This is a genomic window from Ruegeria sp. HU-ET01832 (genome assembly GCF_040371315.1).
Classification (GTDB): Bacteria; Pseudomonadota; Alphaproteobacteria; order Rhodobacterales; family Rhodobacteraceae; genus Ruegeria; species Ruegeria lacuscaerulensis_A.
The window spans coordinates 112812-130171 of record NZ_BAABWL010000004.1 but is presented as its reverse complement, the minus strand read 5'-3'; the positions used below and the strand labels follow the sequence as shown (position 1 = coordinate 130171).

16 protein-coding genes are annotated in these 17360 nt (G+C 58.5%); 4 read left to right on the top strand and 12 right to left on the bottom strand.

Annotation, left to right across the window (positions count from 1 at the left end):
• Positions 1–3: 3 nt before the first annotated feature.
• Entirely contained in the window at positions 4–1449 is a 1446-nt protein-coding gene (locus ABWV79_RS13375; RefSeq protein WP_353392556.1) for a nodulation protein NodH, read from the top strand.
• On the opposite strand, the gene ABWV79_RS13370 is transcribed toward ABWV79_RS13375, so the two are convergent.
• From ABWV79_RS13370 to hslO, 8 genes are all read right to left on the bottom strand, one after another.
• Positions 1433–1951 (bottom strand): L,D-transpeptidase family protein, encoded by a 519-nt coding sequence (locus tag ABWV79_RS13370; RefSeq protein ID WP_353392555.1) that lies wholly within the window; start codon positions 1949–1951, stop codon positions 1433–1435. The genes ABWV79_RS13375 and ABWV79_RS13370 overlap by 17 nt on opposite strands.
• A 61-nt stretch (positions 1952–2012) precedes the next feature.
• On the bottom strand, positions 2013–2798 hold the full coding sequence (locus ABWV79_RS13365) for an ion transporter (protein ID WP_353392554.1): 786 nt from the start codon (positions 2796–2798) through the stop codon (positions 2013–2015).
• A 20-nt stretch (positions 2799–2818) separates the two neighbouring features.
• Positions 2819–4042 carry a class I SAM-dependent RNA methyltransferase gene (locus ABWV79_RS13360; protein ID WP_353392553.1) on the bottom strand — a complete coding sequence of 408 codons (1224 nt, stop codon included), beginning with the start codon at positions 4040–4042 and terminating at the stop codon, positions 2819–2821.
• Between the two features lie 47 nt (positions 4043–4089).
• The gene (locus tag ABWV79_RS13355; RefSeq protein WP_353392552.1) at positions 4090–5922 is read right to left on the bottom strand and encodes an ABC transporter ATP-binding protein; all 1833 of its coding nucleotides are present in this window, start codon (positions 5920–5922) and stop codon (positions 4090–4092) included.
• A complete protein-coding gene (locus ABWV79_RS13350) occupies positions 5919–7757 on the bottom strand; it encodes an ABC transporter ATP-binding protein (RefSeq protein ID WP_353392551.1) in 1839 nt (612 codons plus the stop codon). Before ABWV79_RS13350 ends, ABWV79_RS13355 begins: the two co-directional genes overlap by 4 nt.
• Before the next feature lie 191 nt (positions 7758–7948).
• Complete coding sequence (locus ABWV79_RS13345; RefSeq protein ID WP_353392550.1) at positions 7949–9103, bottom strand: CCA tRNA nucleotidyltransferase; 1155 nt, start codon at positions 9101–9103, stop codon at positions 7949–7951.
• Positions 9100–9699 carry a CoA pyrophosphatase gene (locus ABWV79_RS13340; RefSeq protein WP_170755494.1) on the bottom strand — a complete coding sequence of 200 codons (600 nt, stop codon included), beginning with the start codon at positions 9697–9699 and terminating at the stop codon, positions 9100–9102. The genes ABWV79_RS13345 and ABWV79_RS13340 overlap by 4 nt, the downstream gene beginning before the upstream one ends.
• Positions 9689–10666 (bottom strand): Hsp33 family molecular chaperone HslO, encoded by a 978-nt coding sequence (gene hslO / locus ABWV79_RS13335; protein ID WP_170355637.1) that lies wholly within the window; start codon positions 10664–10666, stop codon positions 9689–9691. Before hslO ends, ABWV79_RS13340 begins: the two co-directional genes overlap by 11 nt.
• Before the next feature lie 76 nt (positions 10667–10742).
• Between hslO and ABWV79_RS13330 the strand changes: the two genes are divergently transcribed.
• Positions 10743–11186 (top strand): NUDIX hydrolase, encoded by a 444-nt coding sequence (locus ABWV79_RS13330; protein ID WP_353392549.1) that lies wholly within the window; start codon positions 10743–10745, stop codon positions 11184–11186.
• On the opposite strand, the gene ABWV79_RS13325 is transcribed toward ABWV79_RS13330, so the two are convergent.
• Positions 11183–12454 (bottom strand): PP2C family protein-serine/threonine phosphatase, encoded by a 1272-nt coding sequence (locus ABWV79_RS13325; RefSeq protein ID WP_353392548.1) that lies wholly within the window; start codon positions 12452–12454, stop codon positions 11183–11185. The two genes, ABWV79_RS13330 and ABWV79_RS13325, sit on opposite strands and share 4 nt — an antisense overlap.
• A 154-nt stretch (positions 12455–12608) precedes the next feature.
• Between ABWV79_RS13325 and ABWV79_RS13320 the strand changes: the two genes are divergently transcribed.
• A complete protein-coding gene (locus ABWV79_RS13320; protein ID WP_353392546.1) occupies positions 12609–12935 on the top strand; it encodes an Hpt domain-containing protein in 327 nt (108 codons plus the stop codon).
• Positions 12936–12937: 2 nt separating this feature from the next.
• On the opposite strand, the gene ABWV79_RS13315 is transcribed toward ABWV79_RS13320, so the two are convergent.
• The 3 genes from ABWV79_RS13315 to ABWV79_RS13305 all read right to left on the bottom strand — a co-directional run bounded on the left by ABWV79_RS13315 (position 12938) and on the right by ABWV79_RS13305 (position 15944).
• Positions 12938–13816 carry a hypothetical protein gene (locus tag ABWV79_RS13315; RefSeq protein ID WP_353392545.1) on the bottom strand — a complete coding sequence of 293 codons (879 nt, stop codon included), beginning with the start codon at positions 13814–13816 and terminating at the stop codon, positions 12938–12940.
• An 81-nt stretch (positions 13817–13897) separates the two neighbouring features.
• Positions 13898–15124, bottom strand: coding sequence for a threonine ammonia-lyase IlvA (ilvA, locus tag ABWV79_RS13310; RefSeq protein ID WP_353392544.1), 1227 nt, complete (start codon positions 15122–15124; stop codon positions 13898–13900).
• Positions 15125–15182: 58 nt separating this feature from the next.
• Complete coding sequence (locus ABWV79_RS13305; RefSeq protein ID WP_170355631.1) at positions 15183–15944, bottom strand: hypothetical protein; 762 nt, start codon at positions 15942–15944, stop codon at positions 15183–15185.
• A 141-nt stretch (positions 15945–16085) separates the two neighbouring features.
• Between ABWV79_RS13305 and ABWV79_RS13300 the strand changes: the two genes are divergently transcribed.
• Entirely contained in the window at positions 16086–17309 is a 1224-nt protein-coding gene (locus ABWV79_RS13300; protein WP_170355630.1) for an argininosuccinate synthase, read from the top strand.
• Positions 17310–17360 lie beyond the last annotated feature (51 nt).

The window sequence follows — 17360 nt, the reverse complement described above, 5'->3', positions numbered from 1 at the left end:
CTTATGCAGCCCCGTTTCGACTATTTTGTCATCCTTGCCGCCATGCGCACTGGCTCCAACCTGCTCGAGGCGAACCTGAACGCGCTGGATGGTGTCACAAGCCATGGCGAGGCGTTCAATCCACATTTCATCGGACGCGTTAAATCGGACACGCTTTTGGACATTTCGTTGGACGAACGGGACGCCGACCCGTCTCGCCTGTTGGAAGCAATCAGGATTGCACCCGGCGAAATGAATGGGTTTCGTTTTTTCCAAGGGCATGATTCCCGAGTGTTAAAGCCCGTTTTGAGCGATCCCCGTTGCGCCAAGATTATCCTGACGCGCAATCCGTTGGACAGTTTCATTTCCCTGCAGATAGCGCGGGAAACCAAGCAATGGCAGTTAAAGAACGTAAAACGCCGACGCGAAGCTCAGGTTGAATTCGATCCTCACAGCTTTAGGGACTATCTAGACCAGCAGCAGGATTTTCAGCTGTTTTTGCTGCACCATTTGCAGGCAAGCGGCCAAACAGCCTTCTACATCTCGTATGATGACCTGCATCGTCTTGAAACACTGAACGGTCTGGCCAAGTGGTTAGGCTTGGAAAGTCGCTTGTCCCGGATCGACGACACGCTCAAGCCGCAAAACCCCGAGCCGCCTCTGGCCAAAGTCACCAACCCTGACGAGACCGAGCAATCCCTGCACGGGCTGGACTATTTCAATCTGCATCGCACACCCAATTTTGAACCTCGAAGAGGTCCGGCGGTCGCCAATCACGTTGCAGCACCGAACACGCCAGTGATGTATTTGCCAGTTCGCGGAGGTGTCGAGGATCGGGTTAAGGCGTGGTTGGCCAAACTCGACGGGGTGTCGCCCGAGAATCTGTTGACGAACCAGAACCGCAAGCAAACCCGGCACTGGCTTCAGTCCAACAAAGGGCATCGTAAGTTCACCGTTGTGCGCCATCCTTTGGCCCGCGCACATTCGGTGTTTTGCAGGAACATCCTCAGTACCGAACCTGGCGCCTATCTGAAGATACGCAACATACTGCGCAACCGGTTCAAAATCCCGATCCCGGGACAGGTGCGCGCTGAAACCTATTCACTGGATCAACACCATGAAGCGTTCAGCGCGTTTCTGGTGTTTCTGCGCCAAAACCTCGCCGGGCAGACCCCTGTTCGAGTGGACGGCGTCTGGTGCAGTCAGGCACAAGTCCTTGAGGGGATGGCGTCGTTCGCTCTGCCCGATCTGATCTTACGCGAAGATGAAATGACCAAAGCGCTTCCTGATCTGGTGCGAGAGATGGGTCATGATGCCCCACCCATGCCGGATACAGCCCCCGATGACGCGCCATTCACATTGGCCGAAATTTACGACGAAACACTCGAAACGCTGGCAGAGGATGTCTACCAGCGCGACTATATACAATTCGGGTTCGGAGGATGGAAACCGGCTACGGGCGCAACGTGATAGTCGTGCCGCGGTTCACCATCGCATAGATCTCTTCGATCTCATCGTTAGTGACCGCGATGCAACCCGCCGTCCAGTCTTCTGTTTTCTTTGCCCGTTTACGCTCGGCCCGCTTGTTGGGTTGGCCGTGGATAAAGATGTCTCCGCCCGGGTCAACACCCGCCGCCTTGGCCTGAGCCACATCCTGCGAGTTGGGATAGGAAATACCCAACGACAGGTGATAACGGCTGTTGGGATTGCGGCGATCAATCAGATACGTGCCTTCCGGCGTGCGTCCATCACCGCGCTTGGTCTTGGTGCCCCGCGGAGCAAAGCCAAGGTCGACCTTGTATTCCTTCAGGACATGTTCGTTATGAAGAAGATAAAGTTTACGTGCACCCTTGTTGATCACTAATGAGGTGACCTCGGGCCCGTCATAGGTCAGAAATCTTGGGCTGGCCGACGCGCAGGCCGAAAGGCCCAGCGTTGCTACAGCACCCATTCCAAATGCTCGACGATCCATGTTTCACTGCCTGCTGCTCTGTTTTTTTCAAGGATTATGCCAGAATCGGCAAAAACTGAAATCACTTTTTGATGTCCGAGTGCTCAATTAAACGGCGCTCGATGCTTTCCAGCCGCTCCAGAACTTCATCGCGGTAGGCGTCGGTTTTAACCTCATCCTCGGCATGGTGGGCATCCTGCATCGAATTCACGATCAGACCGACCAGCAGGTTCACCACGGCGAATGTCGTGACCATGATGAAGGGCACAAAGAACAACCAGGCATAGGGGTACACCTCCATCACCGGGCGGACGATACCCATCGACCAGCTTTCCAGCGTCATGATCTGGAACAACGTGTAGGCCGACAGACCCAGATCTCCGAACCACTCGGGAAAGCTGTAGGAAAACAGTTTGGTCGAGATCACGGCCCCGATATAGAACAGGATCGCCATCAGTAGGAACACACTGGCCATGCCCGGCAGCGCCGAGACGAAGCCTTCCACCACTCGGCGCAGGCGCGGCGCAACGGATATTACCCGCAACACCCGCAGAATTCGCAGTGCCCGCAGCACCGACAGGGCACCCGCACTCGGGACAAGAGCGATGCCCACGATGATGAAATCGAAGATATTCCAGCCGCTTGTAAAAAACCTGCGGCCCGTTGCGACCAGCTTCATCGCGATCTCAGCCACAAAGATCGCAAGACACAACTTATCCAGAGTTACGATCAGGGGGCCCGCAGCCTCCATCAACGTGGGTGAGGTCTCCATCCCCAAAAGCACCGCATTGAACAGGATGACCCCGGTGATGAATTTCCCAAACCATGGGGCTTCGATGATGGTCAGCAGGCGCTGAGTGATCCCCATTGGGATGATCTCCTGTGCGGTTAGGGGTTCAGGGTGAACCGGGCGGCAAGTTCGGTGTGGGACGACCATCGAAATTGGTCAACCACCTGTACCCATTCAAGGGTGTATCCCGCGTTAACCAGCGTCTTTGCGTCGCGGGCAAAAGTCACCGGGTTGCACGAAACATAGGCAATCACCGGACGTTTGGCCTGCGCCAGCTCGACCGTTTGCGCCTCGGCCCCGGCGCGGGGCGGGTCAATGACCCCGGCGTCATAGGATTTCAGCTCATCGGGCATCAAAGGGCGGCGGAACAGGTCGCGCGCCTCGGTCGTGACTTTCTTGAGGCCCTGCGCCCGCCGCCAGCCCTGATCCAGCGCCTCGGTCATCACGGCCTCGCCCTCGACGGCATGCACTTCGGCGGCTTCCGCCAGCGGCAGAGAGAAGGTTCCGCTGCCCGCAAATAAATCAACGATCCGCTTTGCCCCCTGTGTGGCCTGCGAAACCGCCTGTAACAGAGCCTGTTCGCCATCTTTTGTCGCTTGCAGAAACGCGCCGGGGGGCGGCACGACCGCCGCCTTGCCGAAGTGTTGAACGGGGGGCTGACGCATGGCGATGACTTCACCGTCCCAGCTGAGGCGGGCGAGGCCGTGTTTCTCGGTCGCTTGCGCCAGGGCCAGCTCCAGCGGGCCGTCCAGCGGTTTACCACCTTTCACGGCCACATCCAGCCCGCCTTCAGACAGGGTCAGGGTAACGGCCAAAATCCCCTTTCGGCTGCCACCCAACAGGGCCAGCGCCTCGGCCACTGGGATCGCAGCGATCAGGTCCGGATCCAGCAGGTGACAATCGGGGATCTCGGTGATGGTATCAGACGCGCGTCCATGGAATCCCGCAAGCGTGCCCTTTTTCGTCCGCCGCACGGCGACGGTGGCCCGCCTGCGCGAGCGTTCCGGCGAGGTGTGAATGGGCCGCATCGGCGCATCGAGCCCCTGCGCGGCCAGCGCGTTGCGCACCACATCCACTTTCCACCCAGCGACAAAATCGTCTGACGCGTGCTGCAGCTGACACCCGCCGCACGCCTTGTAGTGGCGGCACGGCGCCTTGACACGCTGGTCCGAGGGGGTTTCGACCCGGATATCTTGCAAAAACTGACCGTCCACCGTGCCGCTAACCACCTCACCCGGAAGGGTGCGAGGGGCGTAAACAGGGCCATCGGCGATGCCATCGCCCTGATGACCAAGGCGGATTATGGTGAATTGCTGCGTCATGGGGGCCTGATACCGGGGCTATGCGCGCAACAAAAGCCCTTTGGGTATTATTCCGCCGCCTCGACCTGAATGAACCCGCCGGACTGGCGATGCCAGAACCGGGCATACAGACCGCCTTGCTCTAACAGGGCCTCATGGGTGCCGGTTTCCACGATCCGGCCCTGATCCAGAACCACGATCCGATCCATCTCACTGAGCGTGGACAGGCGGTGCGCGATTGCCAGCACGGTCTTGCCTTGCATCACCCGGTGCAACGCGGTTTGAATCGACGCCTCGACCTCGGAATCCAATGCCGACGTCGCCTCATCCAGCACCAGAATCGGCGCGTCCTTCAGAATGGCGCGGGCCAGAGCGATCCTCTGCCGTTGCCCGCCCGACAATTTCACCCCCCGCTCACCCAGATGCGCGTCATAGCCCTTACGGCCATGGGCGTCCTGCAAGGACAGGATGAACTCATGCGCTTCAGCTTTTTGAGCTGCAGCAATCATATCCTCCTCGGACGCGTCCGGGCGGCCATAGAGGATATTCTCGCGCGCGGATCGGTTGAACATCGCAGTTTCCTGCGTGACCATGCCGATCTGACTGCGCAGGCTGTCCTGCGTGACCTGACTGATATCCTGCCCATCAATCAAAATCGCGCCTTTTTCCCCGTCATAGAGCCTGAGTAGTAGCGATACCAAGGTTGATTTACCCGCGCCGGATGCGCCGACAATGCCCAGCTTCTCGCCCGCGTGAACGGTCATATCCACATCCGACACACCGCCCACATCACGGCCATAGGCAAAGCTGACATGGTCAAAGGCGATCCGGCCTTCGGGCACGCGCAGGGCGGTCGCGTCCGGCGCATCCTCGACCCGGTCGCGCTTGGCCAGCGTGTTCATGCCGTTCTCGACCTCACCCACATTGGCATAAAGGCCCATCAGAGTGAAACTGACCCAGCCGGTCATCTGCGAAATGCGGATCGAGACCGCACCTGCCGCCACAATATCCCCTGCTGTCGCGATCCCATTGCGCCACAGCATCAGCGTGACGCCCAAGAGCAGAACCGGCAGAACCCCGGCCAGTACCATAAGGATCAGCCGGAAACTGGCCGACAGCTTGCCGAAGGCGAGCATCTTTTCCCGCAGATCGACCATCGCCTTTCGTGCGGCCTGATCCTCGAAGTCGGAATGGGCAAAGAGCTTCACGGTTTTGATATTGGTTATCGTGTCGACCACTTGCCCCGACACCATCGCCCGCGCCCCGGCCCGTGCCGCCGACCGCACGCGGATGCGCGGCAGATACCAGCGGATCAGCAGGAAATAGACCACCAGCCAAGCGGCAAAAGGAAGGATCACCAGCGGATGAATAGACCCTAACAAAAGCAAAGAGCCCACAAGCGAGGCAAGCGCAAACACAATCGCACTAATCGTTTCCGACACGACAGAGGCCAACGCGTTCGAGGTCTGCATCTGTTTCTGCGCGATCCGGCCTGCGAAATCGTCGTCGAAATAGGTCACAGACTGACCCAGAGTCCAGCGGTTCAGCTTGGCCAGAACCAGCGGCGGAATGTTGGGCATGACGATGTAGTTGTTCGAAAAGGCCGACAGCCCGAAAAACACCGGACGCAGCAGCATGAAAAACGCCGCCACCCCTAAGATCGTCCACAGCGCGGGGCCGCTCAGAATGCCCTCGGGCCCGGTTTCCGCAGTCAGGTCGATCACAAGACCCAGCATCCACGCCGTGCCCGCTTCCATCGCGCCGGCGGTGGCTGAGAAGGCCGCGGCTACAAAGATCATCGGCCAAGCGCCCGACAGGCACCAGCGAATGAACGCCCCCAGCGTTTGCGGCGGGGGCGTTTCGGTGTTTTTGAACGGGTTGATCAGGTCGGCAAGCTTCATTCCGCAGCCTCGGGGTTCAGAAAGCCACCAGATTGCCGCGCCCAGAACTGCGCGTAAAGCCCGCCATTGGCCAGCAGTTCAGCATGACCACCCTGTTCGACGATCCTGCCGCCATCCATGACCAGAATGCGGTCCATCTGAGCAATGGTGCTGAGCCGGTGGGCGATGGCGATCACGGTTTTTCCCTGCATCATGCCGTAAAGCGTTTCCTGGATTGAAGCTTCGACCTCGGAATCTAGGGCGGAGGTCGCCTCATCCAACAGCAAAATCGGCGCGTTTTTCAGAATGACCCGTGCCAGCGTCACCCGCTGCCGCTGCCCACCCGACAGTTTTACACCGCGTTCACCCACATGCGCGTCATAACCGGTGCGCCCCTGCGGGTCTTGCAGATCCAGGATGAACTCATGCGCTTCGGCCTGTTTGGCGGCGGCGATCATCTGATCCTCGGTCGCGTCGGGACGGCCATAAAGGATATTGTCCCGCACCGAGCGATGCAGCAGCGCGCTATCCTGTTGCACCATGCCGATATGGCTGCGCAAACTGTCCTGCGTAACCTGCGCGATGTTCTGACCGTCGATCAGGATCGCCCCTTGTTCGACGTCGTAAAACCGCAAAAGTATTTTTACTAGGGTCGATTTTCCGGCCCCAGACCGTCCAATCAAGCCGATCTTTTCGCCCGGCTGGATCGTCAGGTTGATGTGGTCCAGTCCCCCGGTTTTGCGCCCGTAGTGATGCGACAGATCCCGGATGTCGATCTGACCGTTGCTTAGCTGCAAGGGTTGAGCACCCGGCGCATCCAGCAGATCGATGGGTTGAGCAATAGTCTCCATCCCCTCGGCCACGACGCCAAGCTGGCGAAAGAAACTGGTCAGCGCCCACATGATCCAGCCAGTCATCGCATTCAACCGCAGGGTCAAAGCGGTCGCCGCCGCTACCACCCCAACCGAGGCACTGCCCTGCATCCACAGCGCAATCGCCCAACCGACAACGCCCACGATCAGCAGCCCGTTCAACGTGACCAAAACCGCATCCATGATGGTGAAAATCCGCATCTCGATCTGGAAGGTGCGGCGGGTTTCCTCGATGGCTTCGCGGGCATAGTCGAGTTCCTGCGCGTCATGGGCAAACATCTTGACCGAATGGATGTTGGTATAGCTGTCCACAACTCGCCCTGTAACAGCCGAGCGCGCATCAGAGGCCGCCTGCGACGCAGGGCCAACACGCGCCACCGTCCAGCGTACGAGTATCGCGTAGAGCGCAAACCAGATCAGCAACGGCAAAAGCAAACGCGGATCAGCTGCCATCAACAGGATCGCAGCACCCACCAGATAGGCCAGCGAGAACGAGATTGCGTCAAATACCTGAAACACCGCCTCACCCGCAGCCGGGGGCGTTTGCATTATGCGGTTGGCGATCCGGCCCGCGAAATCATTCTCGAACCAGCCCACAGATTGACGCAGCACATGCTTATGCGCGCGCCAACGAAAAATAGTGCCTATATTGGGCAAAATCGCGTTGTTTAGCAAAAGTACGTCCACCACGTGCAGCAGCGGGCGCAGCAGCAACACGAAGGCGGCCATCAGGATCAACTCGGTGCCGTGGGCCTGCCAAACTTCGGCCGGGGACCCGGACAGCAGGTCAACAACGCGGCCCATATAGTAGATCAGCCCGACTTCGACACCGGCCACGATGATCGAGATCAGCGCAGCCCAAAAGAACAGCCGATAAAACGGTCGCGTGTATTCCAACATGAACGGCCACAGCCGCGTGGGTGGTGTGTTGGTTTCCTGATAGGCGACAAAAGGGTCAACAAGGTTTTCGAAATAGCGAAACATGGAGGATGCTCCAGATTGAGCAGATAACAGGTCATGCGAAGACAGATGGCGCCAGAACACCACCCCTACGGGTCAAAGTGTTCCGGCTTTAGCCGAACCAGATCCCGTAATACATTCGCATCCCTCCATTCATGTGACAGCCGCACGTAATCACAAACCTTTCGACTTGTCATCCCTTTTTGAGACCTCGCCTACCCGCCCAGCAGATCACTTCGGGTCAGGGCAAAGCCGGATGCGATCCAGCGGGCCTCAAGCTCGGCCAGCTTCTTGCCCAGCGCGGGACCGGTGAAATCGGGGATCAGATCGGTAGCCTGAACGGGGAAATCGGCGGCCGCCCCGGCGCGCAGGTCTTGGCGCATCGCCTCGGACCAAGGCTGTTCCAGCAAGGCGCAACGCAGCAGGGTTTCGTGCATCCCGCCCTCTTCGCCATAGCGAAAGCCCAGCTCGGCAATGCTGGTGGTGGCCATTGCCTCATCACGCATCCGGGTCAGGCGTTGCAGCTGCGCCTTGCTTAGACGCAGGGTTTTGGCGATCTCGGGCGTTGCTATGGAAGCCAGGCGGCGGATCGGGTCAGGCGCGGCCCCGGCCTGTTCTTCCAACGCGACCAACGGGGCAAGCGCGCGATCCTCGGCCCCCGGCAGCACCTGCACCAACACCCCCGCCTGCCGCATCGCCGCGACCGAAGGCGCAGGGTCAGGCGCGCCAAGCAACTTCAACATCTCGGCCCCGACTCGTTCGCGGGACAAGCCGGACAACCCGTCCAGATTGGCAGCAATCGCGGCCAGTGCATCCGCGTCGAAACCCGCTTCCATATTGCCGTACCATGCATGAAACCGGAAAAAGCGCAGCGAGCGCAGGTAGTCCTCGCGAATGCGGTTTTCGGCGGTGCCGATGAAGCGCACCCGCCGCGCCTGCAGGTCCGGCAAACCGTTAAGCGGGTCCAATACAGAGCCATCGGGTCGGGCGTATAGCGCGTTCATGGTGAAGTCACGCCGCGCGGCGTCTTCTTCGATTGTGTCGGCAAAGGCCACAACGGCGCGGCGGCCGTCCGTCTCTACATCACGGCGAAAGGTGGTGATCTCATGCGGGACGCCGTGGCTGACCACGGTGACAGTGCCATGTTCGATCCCGGTGGGAATGGCCTTGAGGCCCGCGGCCTGCGTCAGTTCCATCACCCGTTCGGGGCGCGCATCCGTTGCGACGTCGATATCGGAAACCGGTGCACCCAGCAGCGCATTGCGCACGCAACCACCTACAAACAGCGCCTGTGCCCCGGCATCCGTCAGGGCTGCGCACAATTTTTGGGTTGCTGGGTCCGCGACCCAACCGTCCGAGATTCGTGTCATTCGTTCATCCGCGCGGCCAATCCCCGCAACATCCGGGCCGTCGCGCCCCAGATATAATAAGGACCGAACGGCACTGCATAATAATACCGTTTGTGGCCACCCCAGCGGCGCGATTCAACAACATAATTCGCCGGATCAAGCACATGTGTCAGAGGAACCGAGAATACCTCGTCAACCTCGCCCGGCTCGGGGGTGATCGGGAACGGGTCCCGCAGGATTGCCACAACCGGCGTCACAGTGAACGCGGTGACGGTTTCGTGCGGCGGCAGATGGCCCAAAACCTGCGGCACATCGCTGGGCAGGCCGATTTCCTCCTGCGCCTCACGCAGGGCGGCGGCGGTCACATCCGCGTCGCCTTCGTCTTGTTTGCCGCCGGGAAAGGCGATCTGGCCCGGATGATGTTTCAGCGCCGAGGACCGTTTCGTCAGGATCAGGCAAGGCTCATCGCTTGCGATTGAGATCGGAACCAGCACACCGGCCGGACGCAGTTTGCGCCCCTCGGGCAGCACCGTGTCGGGGTTCAGGTCGAAATCGCTGGACCCCGGGCCGGGGCGGCGCAGCGCCGCCCGCAGCTGTTCGGTGGGATCAGGCCTCATCCGCATCAAAACCGACAGAGGCCGGATCCAGCACGTAATGCGCACCACAGAATTGGCAATCTGCGGTCACGTCACCTTCGGGCGTGGTCATCTTTTCAATGTCGCGCGCCGAGTAGATCGACAGGCTTTGACGCACGCGATCCTCGGAACAGGTGCAGCCGAATTGCACTGGCTGCGCGTCATAGACACGCGGCTGTTCCTCGTGAAACAGGCGGATCAGCAGGTCGGTGGGCGCGATCGAGGGGCCGATCAGCTCGAGATCCTCGACCGTATCCAGCAGGATGTTCACGCGGCCCCAGTTTTCACCTTCGTCGCCGTCGACCAGATCATTGGCCGTCAGAATCTCACCGCTGCCTTCACCCGATGCGGCAAAGGGCGAGGCTTTGGGCATGTGCTGCAACATGATCCCACCCGCGCGCCAGTGTTCACCGACGCCCGGCTCAGTCGATTTGCCAAAGCTGAGCGAGAACCGCGTCGGCAACTGTTCGGATTGCGCGAAGTACGCCTCGGCACAAGCACTAAGCGAACCGCCCGCCAGCGGGGTGATGCCCTGATACGGCTGCGTGCCCTCACCCTGGTCGATGAGGATGGCAAAATACCCCTCACCCACCTGATCAAAGGGGGCGGCATCGGTCAGCTTATCTCGGTCGAAACTGGCATAGGCACGGATGCGGGCCGGTTCGCCCTCTTGCGTGGGGGCATAGTAATCAGTGGCTATCATGCGCACCGCGCCCTTGGACTGCACCTGAAGCGACAGTTTCCAGCGCAGAGCAACGGTCTGGCCGATCAGCGCGGTCAGCAGGGCCATCTCGGCCACCAGAGCCTCGACCTTTTCGGGGTAATCATGCTGTTTCAGGATGCCGTCCAGCACCCCGTCCAGCCGCGCGACGCGGCCGCGCATATCCGACAGATCAAGTTGAAAGGGCAGGACGGTGTCGTCCCACGCGATTTTGGTTCCAAGAGACATGGGGTTTCCTTACACGCCACAGATTGGCATACCGCCAGCATATAGGTCGAAGTTTTCGGGTTGTAAGGGGCCATACATGATCAGACGGTTCGGTGAAACCCCGCAATCGGGGCAGAAATACATCAGACGTGTCGGAGTTTATGCTTTGTTACCGCGCGGCGGCAGCCTGTTGCTGACCTGCCAGTTGCAGCCCGGCCCCGATCTGCAACTGCCCGGAGGCGGTATTGATCCGGGCGAATCACCGATCACCGCCCTGCATCGCGAAGTGTACGAGGAAACCGGCTGGCTGATCGCCGCGCCGCGTCGCATGGGCGCGTTTCGGCGCTTTACCTTCATGCCCGAATACGACCTGTGGGCCGAGAAAATCTGCCTGATCTACCGCGCCCGACCCGTGCGCCGCATCGGCCCCCCGACCGAGCCGTTTCACGAGGCGTTATGGATGGACTGCGTGGACGCTGCGCAGATGTTGGGCAATGCGGGCGACCGTCACTTCGCCAAGCTACATTTACAGGGCCTTTAGGTTCCGCTGTATTCAAAGAAAACTGCCGACACATCGTCGTCCATTCCGGTGTTGGGCACCATCTTCTGTGTCAATCGCCAGAACATATCATCCAGAAACTCTGTCCCACATCGCTCGGGCACGCAGTTCAGCGCCAGGTCCCGCAACCCCTCTTCCTCAAGCAAACCGCCATCAGCAATACTACATTCGGTAAAGCCATCAGAATACAGCAGCAGTTTGTCGCCCGGCTGCATATAGGTCTCAGTACGCTGGAATTTGACATCCGGCAGCAGGCCGATTGGCAAGCCGCCTTCGCCCAGAAACTCGGTGGTTCCGTCGGCCCGCAGCATTAGCGGATGGGGATGACCGGCCTGAACCATCTTAAGATGCCCGTTGCGCAAATCGACAATCGCGTAAACCATCGTGAAATATTCTTCGACACCTGCATCCGCCATTAGTCGAGAATTCAACATCTCGGCCACCTGTTCCGGCGGCAGCAGCGCATAGAATTTGTCAAATCGCTTTTCCATCGCCACGTTTTGATCAAAGTGGTTGCTGGATAGATACCCCCCCAACCGTGCCGTCATCATGGCCGAGGTTATACCGTGGCCCGAGACATCAATGCTGTAAAATCCCAGCCGGTTCACGCCGGGCGAAAACATACCGACCAGGTCGCCGCCGATATGCCCGCAAGGTTTCAATAACAAACTGACCCGCGACTTGCCGAATTCCCTGGTCAGTTCCGGCACCAGAGATTCCTGAATCTTGCGCGCCTGCATCAGATCCTTGTCGATGGCGTCATGCGCCATGCGCAACTCTTCCAGCGCGGTTTCGATCATACGGTTTTTCTCGGACAATTCACGCTGCATATCCAGAATGCGGGCGCCCGCCGAAATGCGCGCGCGCAGTTCATCCGCCTCAAGCGGTTTGATCAGGAAGTCGTCGGCCCCCGCATCCAGACCCCGCGCCACTTCCTGCTTTTCGCTTTTTGATGTCAGCAGAATGAAATAGCTGTACTGGTCGCAGTCCAACGCGCGGAAGGCCCGACAAAATTCCAACCCACTCATCCCCGGCATGACCCAGTCGCTGAGCACCAGATCAGGCAGTGTGTTTGCGCAGATCTCGATGGCCGCTTCACCATTGTCGGCCTCGAAGACTTCGAACCCCCATTTCTTCAGAGACGCCACAAGAATGCGTCGTTGCAGGCGGCTGTCATCAACGACAAGCACCTTTTGGATCGCTCCAAAATCCAGCTCTGACCTGATGTCTTTGCGACTGACCTCTGCCACGTGAGTCCTCTGCGATGGGTCGCCTACCTAATTCTGCTCAACCTATAGCGCAGCGGTTTAACAACCGGTGAAAGGCAATACTGAACCCGCTTAACCCAACGTTTACCTTGGGCGGGCTAAGCAAGCAGACAACAGTTATTGCGGAGCTTGCGGCATGATCGACTGGGCCAGAGTCAAACAGCTTAGGGATGAGGTCGGCGCAAGCGAGTTTGACGAAGTGGTGAATATTTTTCTTGATGAAGTACAAGAAGTAATTGGCCGCCTTCGCGCCGACACCCATCGGGTAAGTTTTGACCAAAACCTGCATTTTCTGAAAGGCAGCGCACTCAGCCTGGGATTCCAATCATTGGCAAAGCTGTGCCAAGACGGTGAAAGGCATTCCGCACAGGGGAACAGCAAATCTTTAGACCTCGATAGTATCGTTCAGGTGTTTGAGGCATCAGCTGCGGAATTCAAGTCCGATCTGGGGAAGATCTCGTAGCCTTACAGTTTGATCGGAAAGCCCTCGGGAAAACGGAATTTCCGCAAAGTTACCTCAAGCGCCCGGTCGTGGGTGAAATATCCGTCGGCCATTGTCTTTAGCGTTCGGGTGGCCTCTTGTCGGCTCAATTCGACGCATTCTTCCATCGGCAATTCCTGTGTGCGTGCAAGCTCTTTTACAAGACGACGGAAACGGCGTGAGCGCCGACGCCAGCCCACGATACCGACCGATTGCCCTGGTGTGCTGGCGATCTTGACGCCGTCCGCCATGGACTGGTCCACAAGCGGCGATCTTTCCTCTTGGCGTCGATGCAACTCTTGTAGATTTCCATAGTGAAAGTGCAGGTTGAGCAGACCCGGCAGCAGACGGAACGTGTCGTTTGTCACACCATGCCCGCCCGTTCCAAAAGCGGCCCGGCGCTGGACGATACACGGTTTCGAATAGGGAACCTCGAAAAGGCTGAACTTTTCGCCTTTGAACAACAAATCTTCATCATCGTCCTGCAAAGTGACCAAATTGAATCCGACAGCGCCAGCGGTGTTTTCATCAAATGCGAATTCATAGTCTAGCAAACCCGATCCATCGGCGGTCAGCAGCACTTCATCACAATCCGAAACAATCACTCGGCTGTAGAACTGAGTCAGCATGGCTGAAAAATCCGACAGCATTCGCCAGCGGGCATATTCAAACGTTTGGTGCAAACCATCGCGCAAAATCGCAATCACATTGCAGCCCTCGCCGATCCGATCGATTTCAGGATCAGCTCCGTGCGACAGAATATAGACGTTCTCGGGCCCAAGCTGGGCCGAGTAGTAGGCGACCCATTTCTCAAGATACCAATAGTCGCGCCATACCATGGTCACTGCTGCAAGCGGCTTCATCTGTGCACTTTCCAGTCTTGTTCGCTCGCTCGTGCCTAGGCGAATTTCCAAGTGCAAACAAGTCGGTCGACAAATGCGCCGTCAGATCACGAACTGCGCAAGCGTTTCGTCTTCGGTGATGTCGGTATAGGTGAATCCGGCTTCGTCCAAATGCGCAAACAAGCGGGCGAAATTCTCGGGCTTGCGGGTTTCGATCCCGATCAGGACCGAACCGAAATTGCGCGCCGATTTTTTCATGTATTCAAACCGGGCGATGTCATCCTCGGGGCCAAGGATACTCAGAAATTCCTTCAACGCGCCGGGGCGCTGCGGCAAGCGCAGGATGAAATACTTTTTCACACCCGAATAGCGCTGCGCCCGTTCCTTAACCTCGGGCAGGCGTTCGAAATCGAAATTCCCACCGGATGTCACACAGACCACAGTCTTGCCGCGGATAAAACTTTGGATATCGCCCAGCGCCTCGATCGCCAGCGCACCGGCGGGTTCCAGCACGATGCCCTCGACATTCAACATCTCGATCATGGTGGTGCAGATGCGGTCCTCGGACAGGACATGCACGTCGGACAGGTGACGATCCTTGAGCAGCGCAAAGGGCTTCGCGCCGATCTTGCCCACCGCCGCCCCATCGACGAAATTGTCCACATGGTCCAGCGCCACCGGATGCCCCGCCGCCATCGCCACATGCAGGCAGGCCCCGCCTTTGGGTTCAACAAACAGGCAATGAGTGCGATCCCCGAACCACGTTGCCACGCCCGAGGACATACCGCCCCCGCCAACCGGCAGGATCACGTGATCAGGCAGATGGCCCAACTGCTCCTCGATCTCAACCGCCAGAGAGGCCTGACCTTCGATCACATCCTCATCGTCGAACGGCGACAAGAAATGGCCACCCTGATCGGCGCACCAGGCCTGCGCTGCGGCCAGAGTGTCGTCGAAATAGTCGCCGGTCAGGTGGATTTCGATATTGTCGCCGCCGAAAATGCGGGTTTTCTGGATTTTTTGCTGCGGCGTCGTCACTGGCATGAAGATCACGCCGCGCACGTTCAAGTGTTTACACATGAACGCCACGCCCTGTGCGTGATTGCCCGCGCTGGCGCAGACGAACAGATCTTGTCCCTGCTGTTTGCGCATGGCGTTGAACGCTCCGCGAATTTTATACGAGCGCACCGGGCTGAGGTCTTCGCGTTTCAGCCAGATATCCGCGCCATATCGGTCAGACAGATGGGCATTGCGCTGTAGCGGCGTTGCCGGGAAAACAGAGCGCATCGCCTGTTCGGCGGCGCGGGCGCGGGTCATGAAATCACTCATGACCCGTTCAGTGGCCGATCCTGACTAAAAGAGCAAGGAATACATATGTGTACGGGCGTCAATCGAGTTCGCGTTTTTCGATGAAGACGCCATACATGGTTGTAAGAATACTGACGTTGATCAGCGGCAATACCAGCATTGAGAATAGCAGCGTTAGCAGAATCCCCAAGATCGGAATAATGGCCAGCAGCGTAAAGACCATCTGTACCAAAAATTGGAACAGGGCGTTCACGACCAAAAGCACAATAATCGCTCCGCCTGCACTTGAGGTACTACCCCATGCGTTCGAAAGGCTTAACGGCTCACCAAGCGCTGCGGCTGGCAGGATAACGGACAGGCGGTAGAAAGCGACTATCAGAAAGATGGCATATACGACCATTACAGCGGCTGAAAACGCGCCACCGCCGGTTGCCAACAGAAGGACACTCATCGGCAGAAACGCGACCCCCATCAGAAGTCCAAGCAATAGAATGCGCCCAAGGTAGGCGAGGATTCTATCGAACCGGAATGCCGGGAATATCCCGCTGGGATATTCGGTCAGCAGGATAAAACGGTGCCAGGACACGGCGATCCAGAACATCGTCAGCACAAAGATGATTGCAACACAGACCACCAAAATCGCAAACGAACCATTGGCTGCGGTCGAAGGAAACGCCCCGGTACTGGCGTCCAACTGGTCCCACGGGATGTCGATTAGAAAAAACAGGGCAATCGTCAGCGCCGTTGCAATCAATGACGGACCCAGCGTGATCTGAAGCGCTTGCTTAAAATTTCCAAAAACCATCCGCACCGAGTGCACAAAAATCTTCCAACCCAACATCCGAAAACTGCCCTTTCAACCATTTCGTGTTTTATATGCGAATGTTTCACCCGAAATCAGGCAGCCCGTCAACGCAGATAACTTGCCCCCGCTTTCAAAACCCGCTAGGGGCCAGTCGTTCTACGCATAAAGGGAAGTCAGATGTCCGCGCCCAAGAAAGTTGTTCTGGCCTATTCCGGTGGCCTTGATACCTCGATCATTCTGAAATGGTTGCAGACCGAGTATGGCTGTGAGGTCGTTACCTTCACCGCCGATCTGGGTCAGGGAGAGGAACTGGAACCCGCCCGCCAAAAGGCCGAGCTGCTGGGGATCAAGCCCGAGAACATCTACATCGAAGACATCCGTGAAGAGTTCGTTCGCGACTTCGTCTTCCCCATGTTCCGCGCCAATGCGCAATACGAAGGGCTGTATCTACTGGGCACGTCGATTGCGCGGCCTCTGATCTCGAAGCGCCTGGTTGAGATTGCGGCAGCGACCGGGGCCGATGCCGTGGCGCATGGCGCGACCGGCAAAGGCAACGATCAGGTGCGGTTCGAACTGGCCGCCTATGCGCTGAACCCCGATATCAAGGTCATTGCGCCCTGGCGCGAATGGGATCTGACCAGCCGTACCCGTCTGATCGAATGGGCCGAAGCGCATCAGATTCCGATCGCCAAGGACAAACGCGGCGAGGCTCCGTTCTCGGTCGATGCGAACCTGCTGCACACCTCGTCCGAGGGCAAGGTTCTGGAAGACCCCGCCGACATGGCGCCGGACTATGTGTACCAGCGCACCGTCCACCCCGAGGACGCCCCAAACGAGCCGGAATTCATCGAAATCGGCTTTGAAAAAGGCGACGCGGTCAGCATCAATGGCGAGGCGATGAGCCCCGCAACCATCCTGACCAAGCTGAACGAATATGGCGGCAAGCACGGCATTGGCCGTCTGGACCTGGTCGAAGGCCGCTTCGTTGGTATGAAGTCGCGCGGTATCTATGAAACTCCCGGCGGCACCATCCTGCTGGAGGCCCACCGTGGCATTGAATCCATCACCATGGACCGCGGCGCGATGCACCTGAAGGACCAGCTGATGCCGCAATATGCCGAGCTGATCTATAATGGCTTCTGGTACTCGCCCGAGCGTGAGATGCTGCAAGCGGCCATCGACAAATCGCAAGAACATGTCACCGGCACCGTCCGCGTGAAACTGTACAAGGGTCTGGCCTCGACCGTTGGCCGCTGGTCGGATCACTCGCTGTATTCCGAAGCGCATGTGACGTTTGAAGAAGATGCCGGTGCCTATGATCAGACAGACGCGGCGGGCTTTATCCAGCTGAACGCGCTGCGATTGAAACTGCTGGCCGCACGCGACAAGCGCCTGAAATAGCGGCAACGCTGCACCAAAAGGTTGAATAGGGCTTCGCGGTCGCAACTCTGC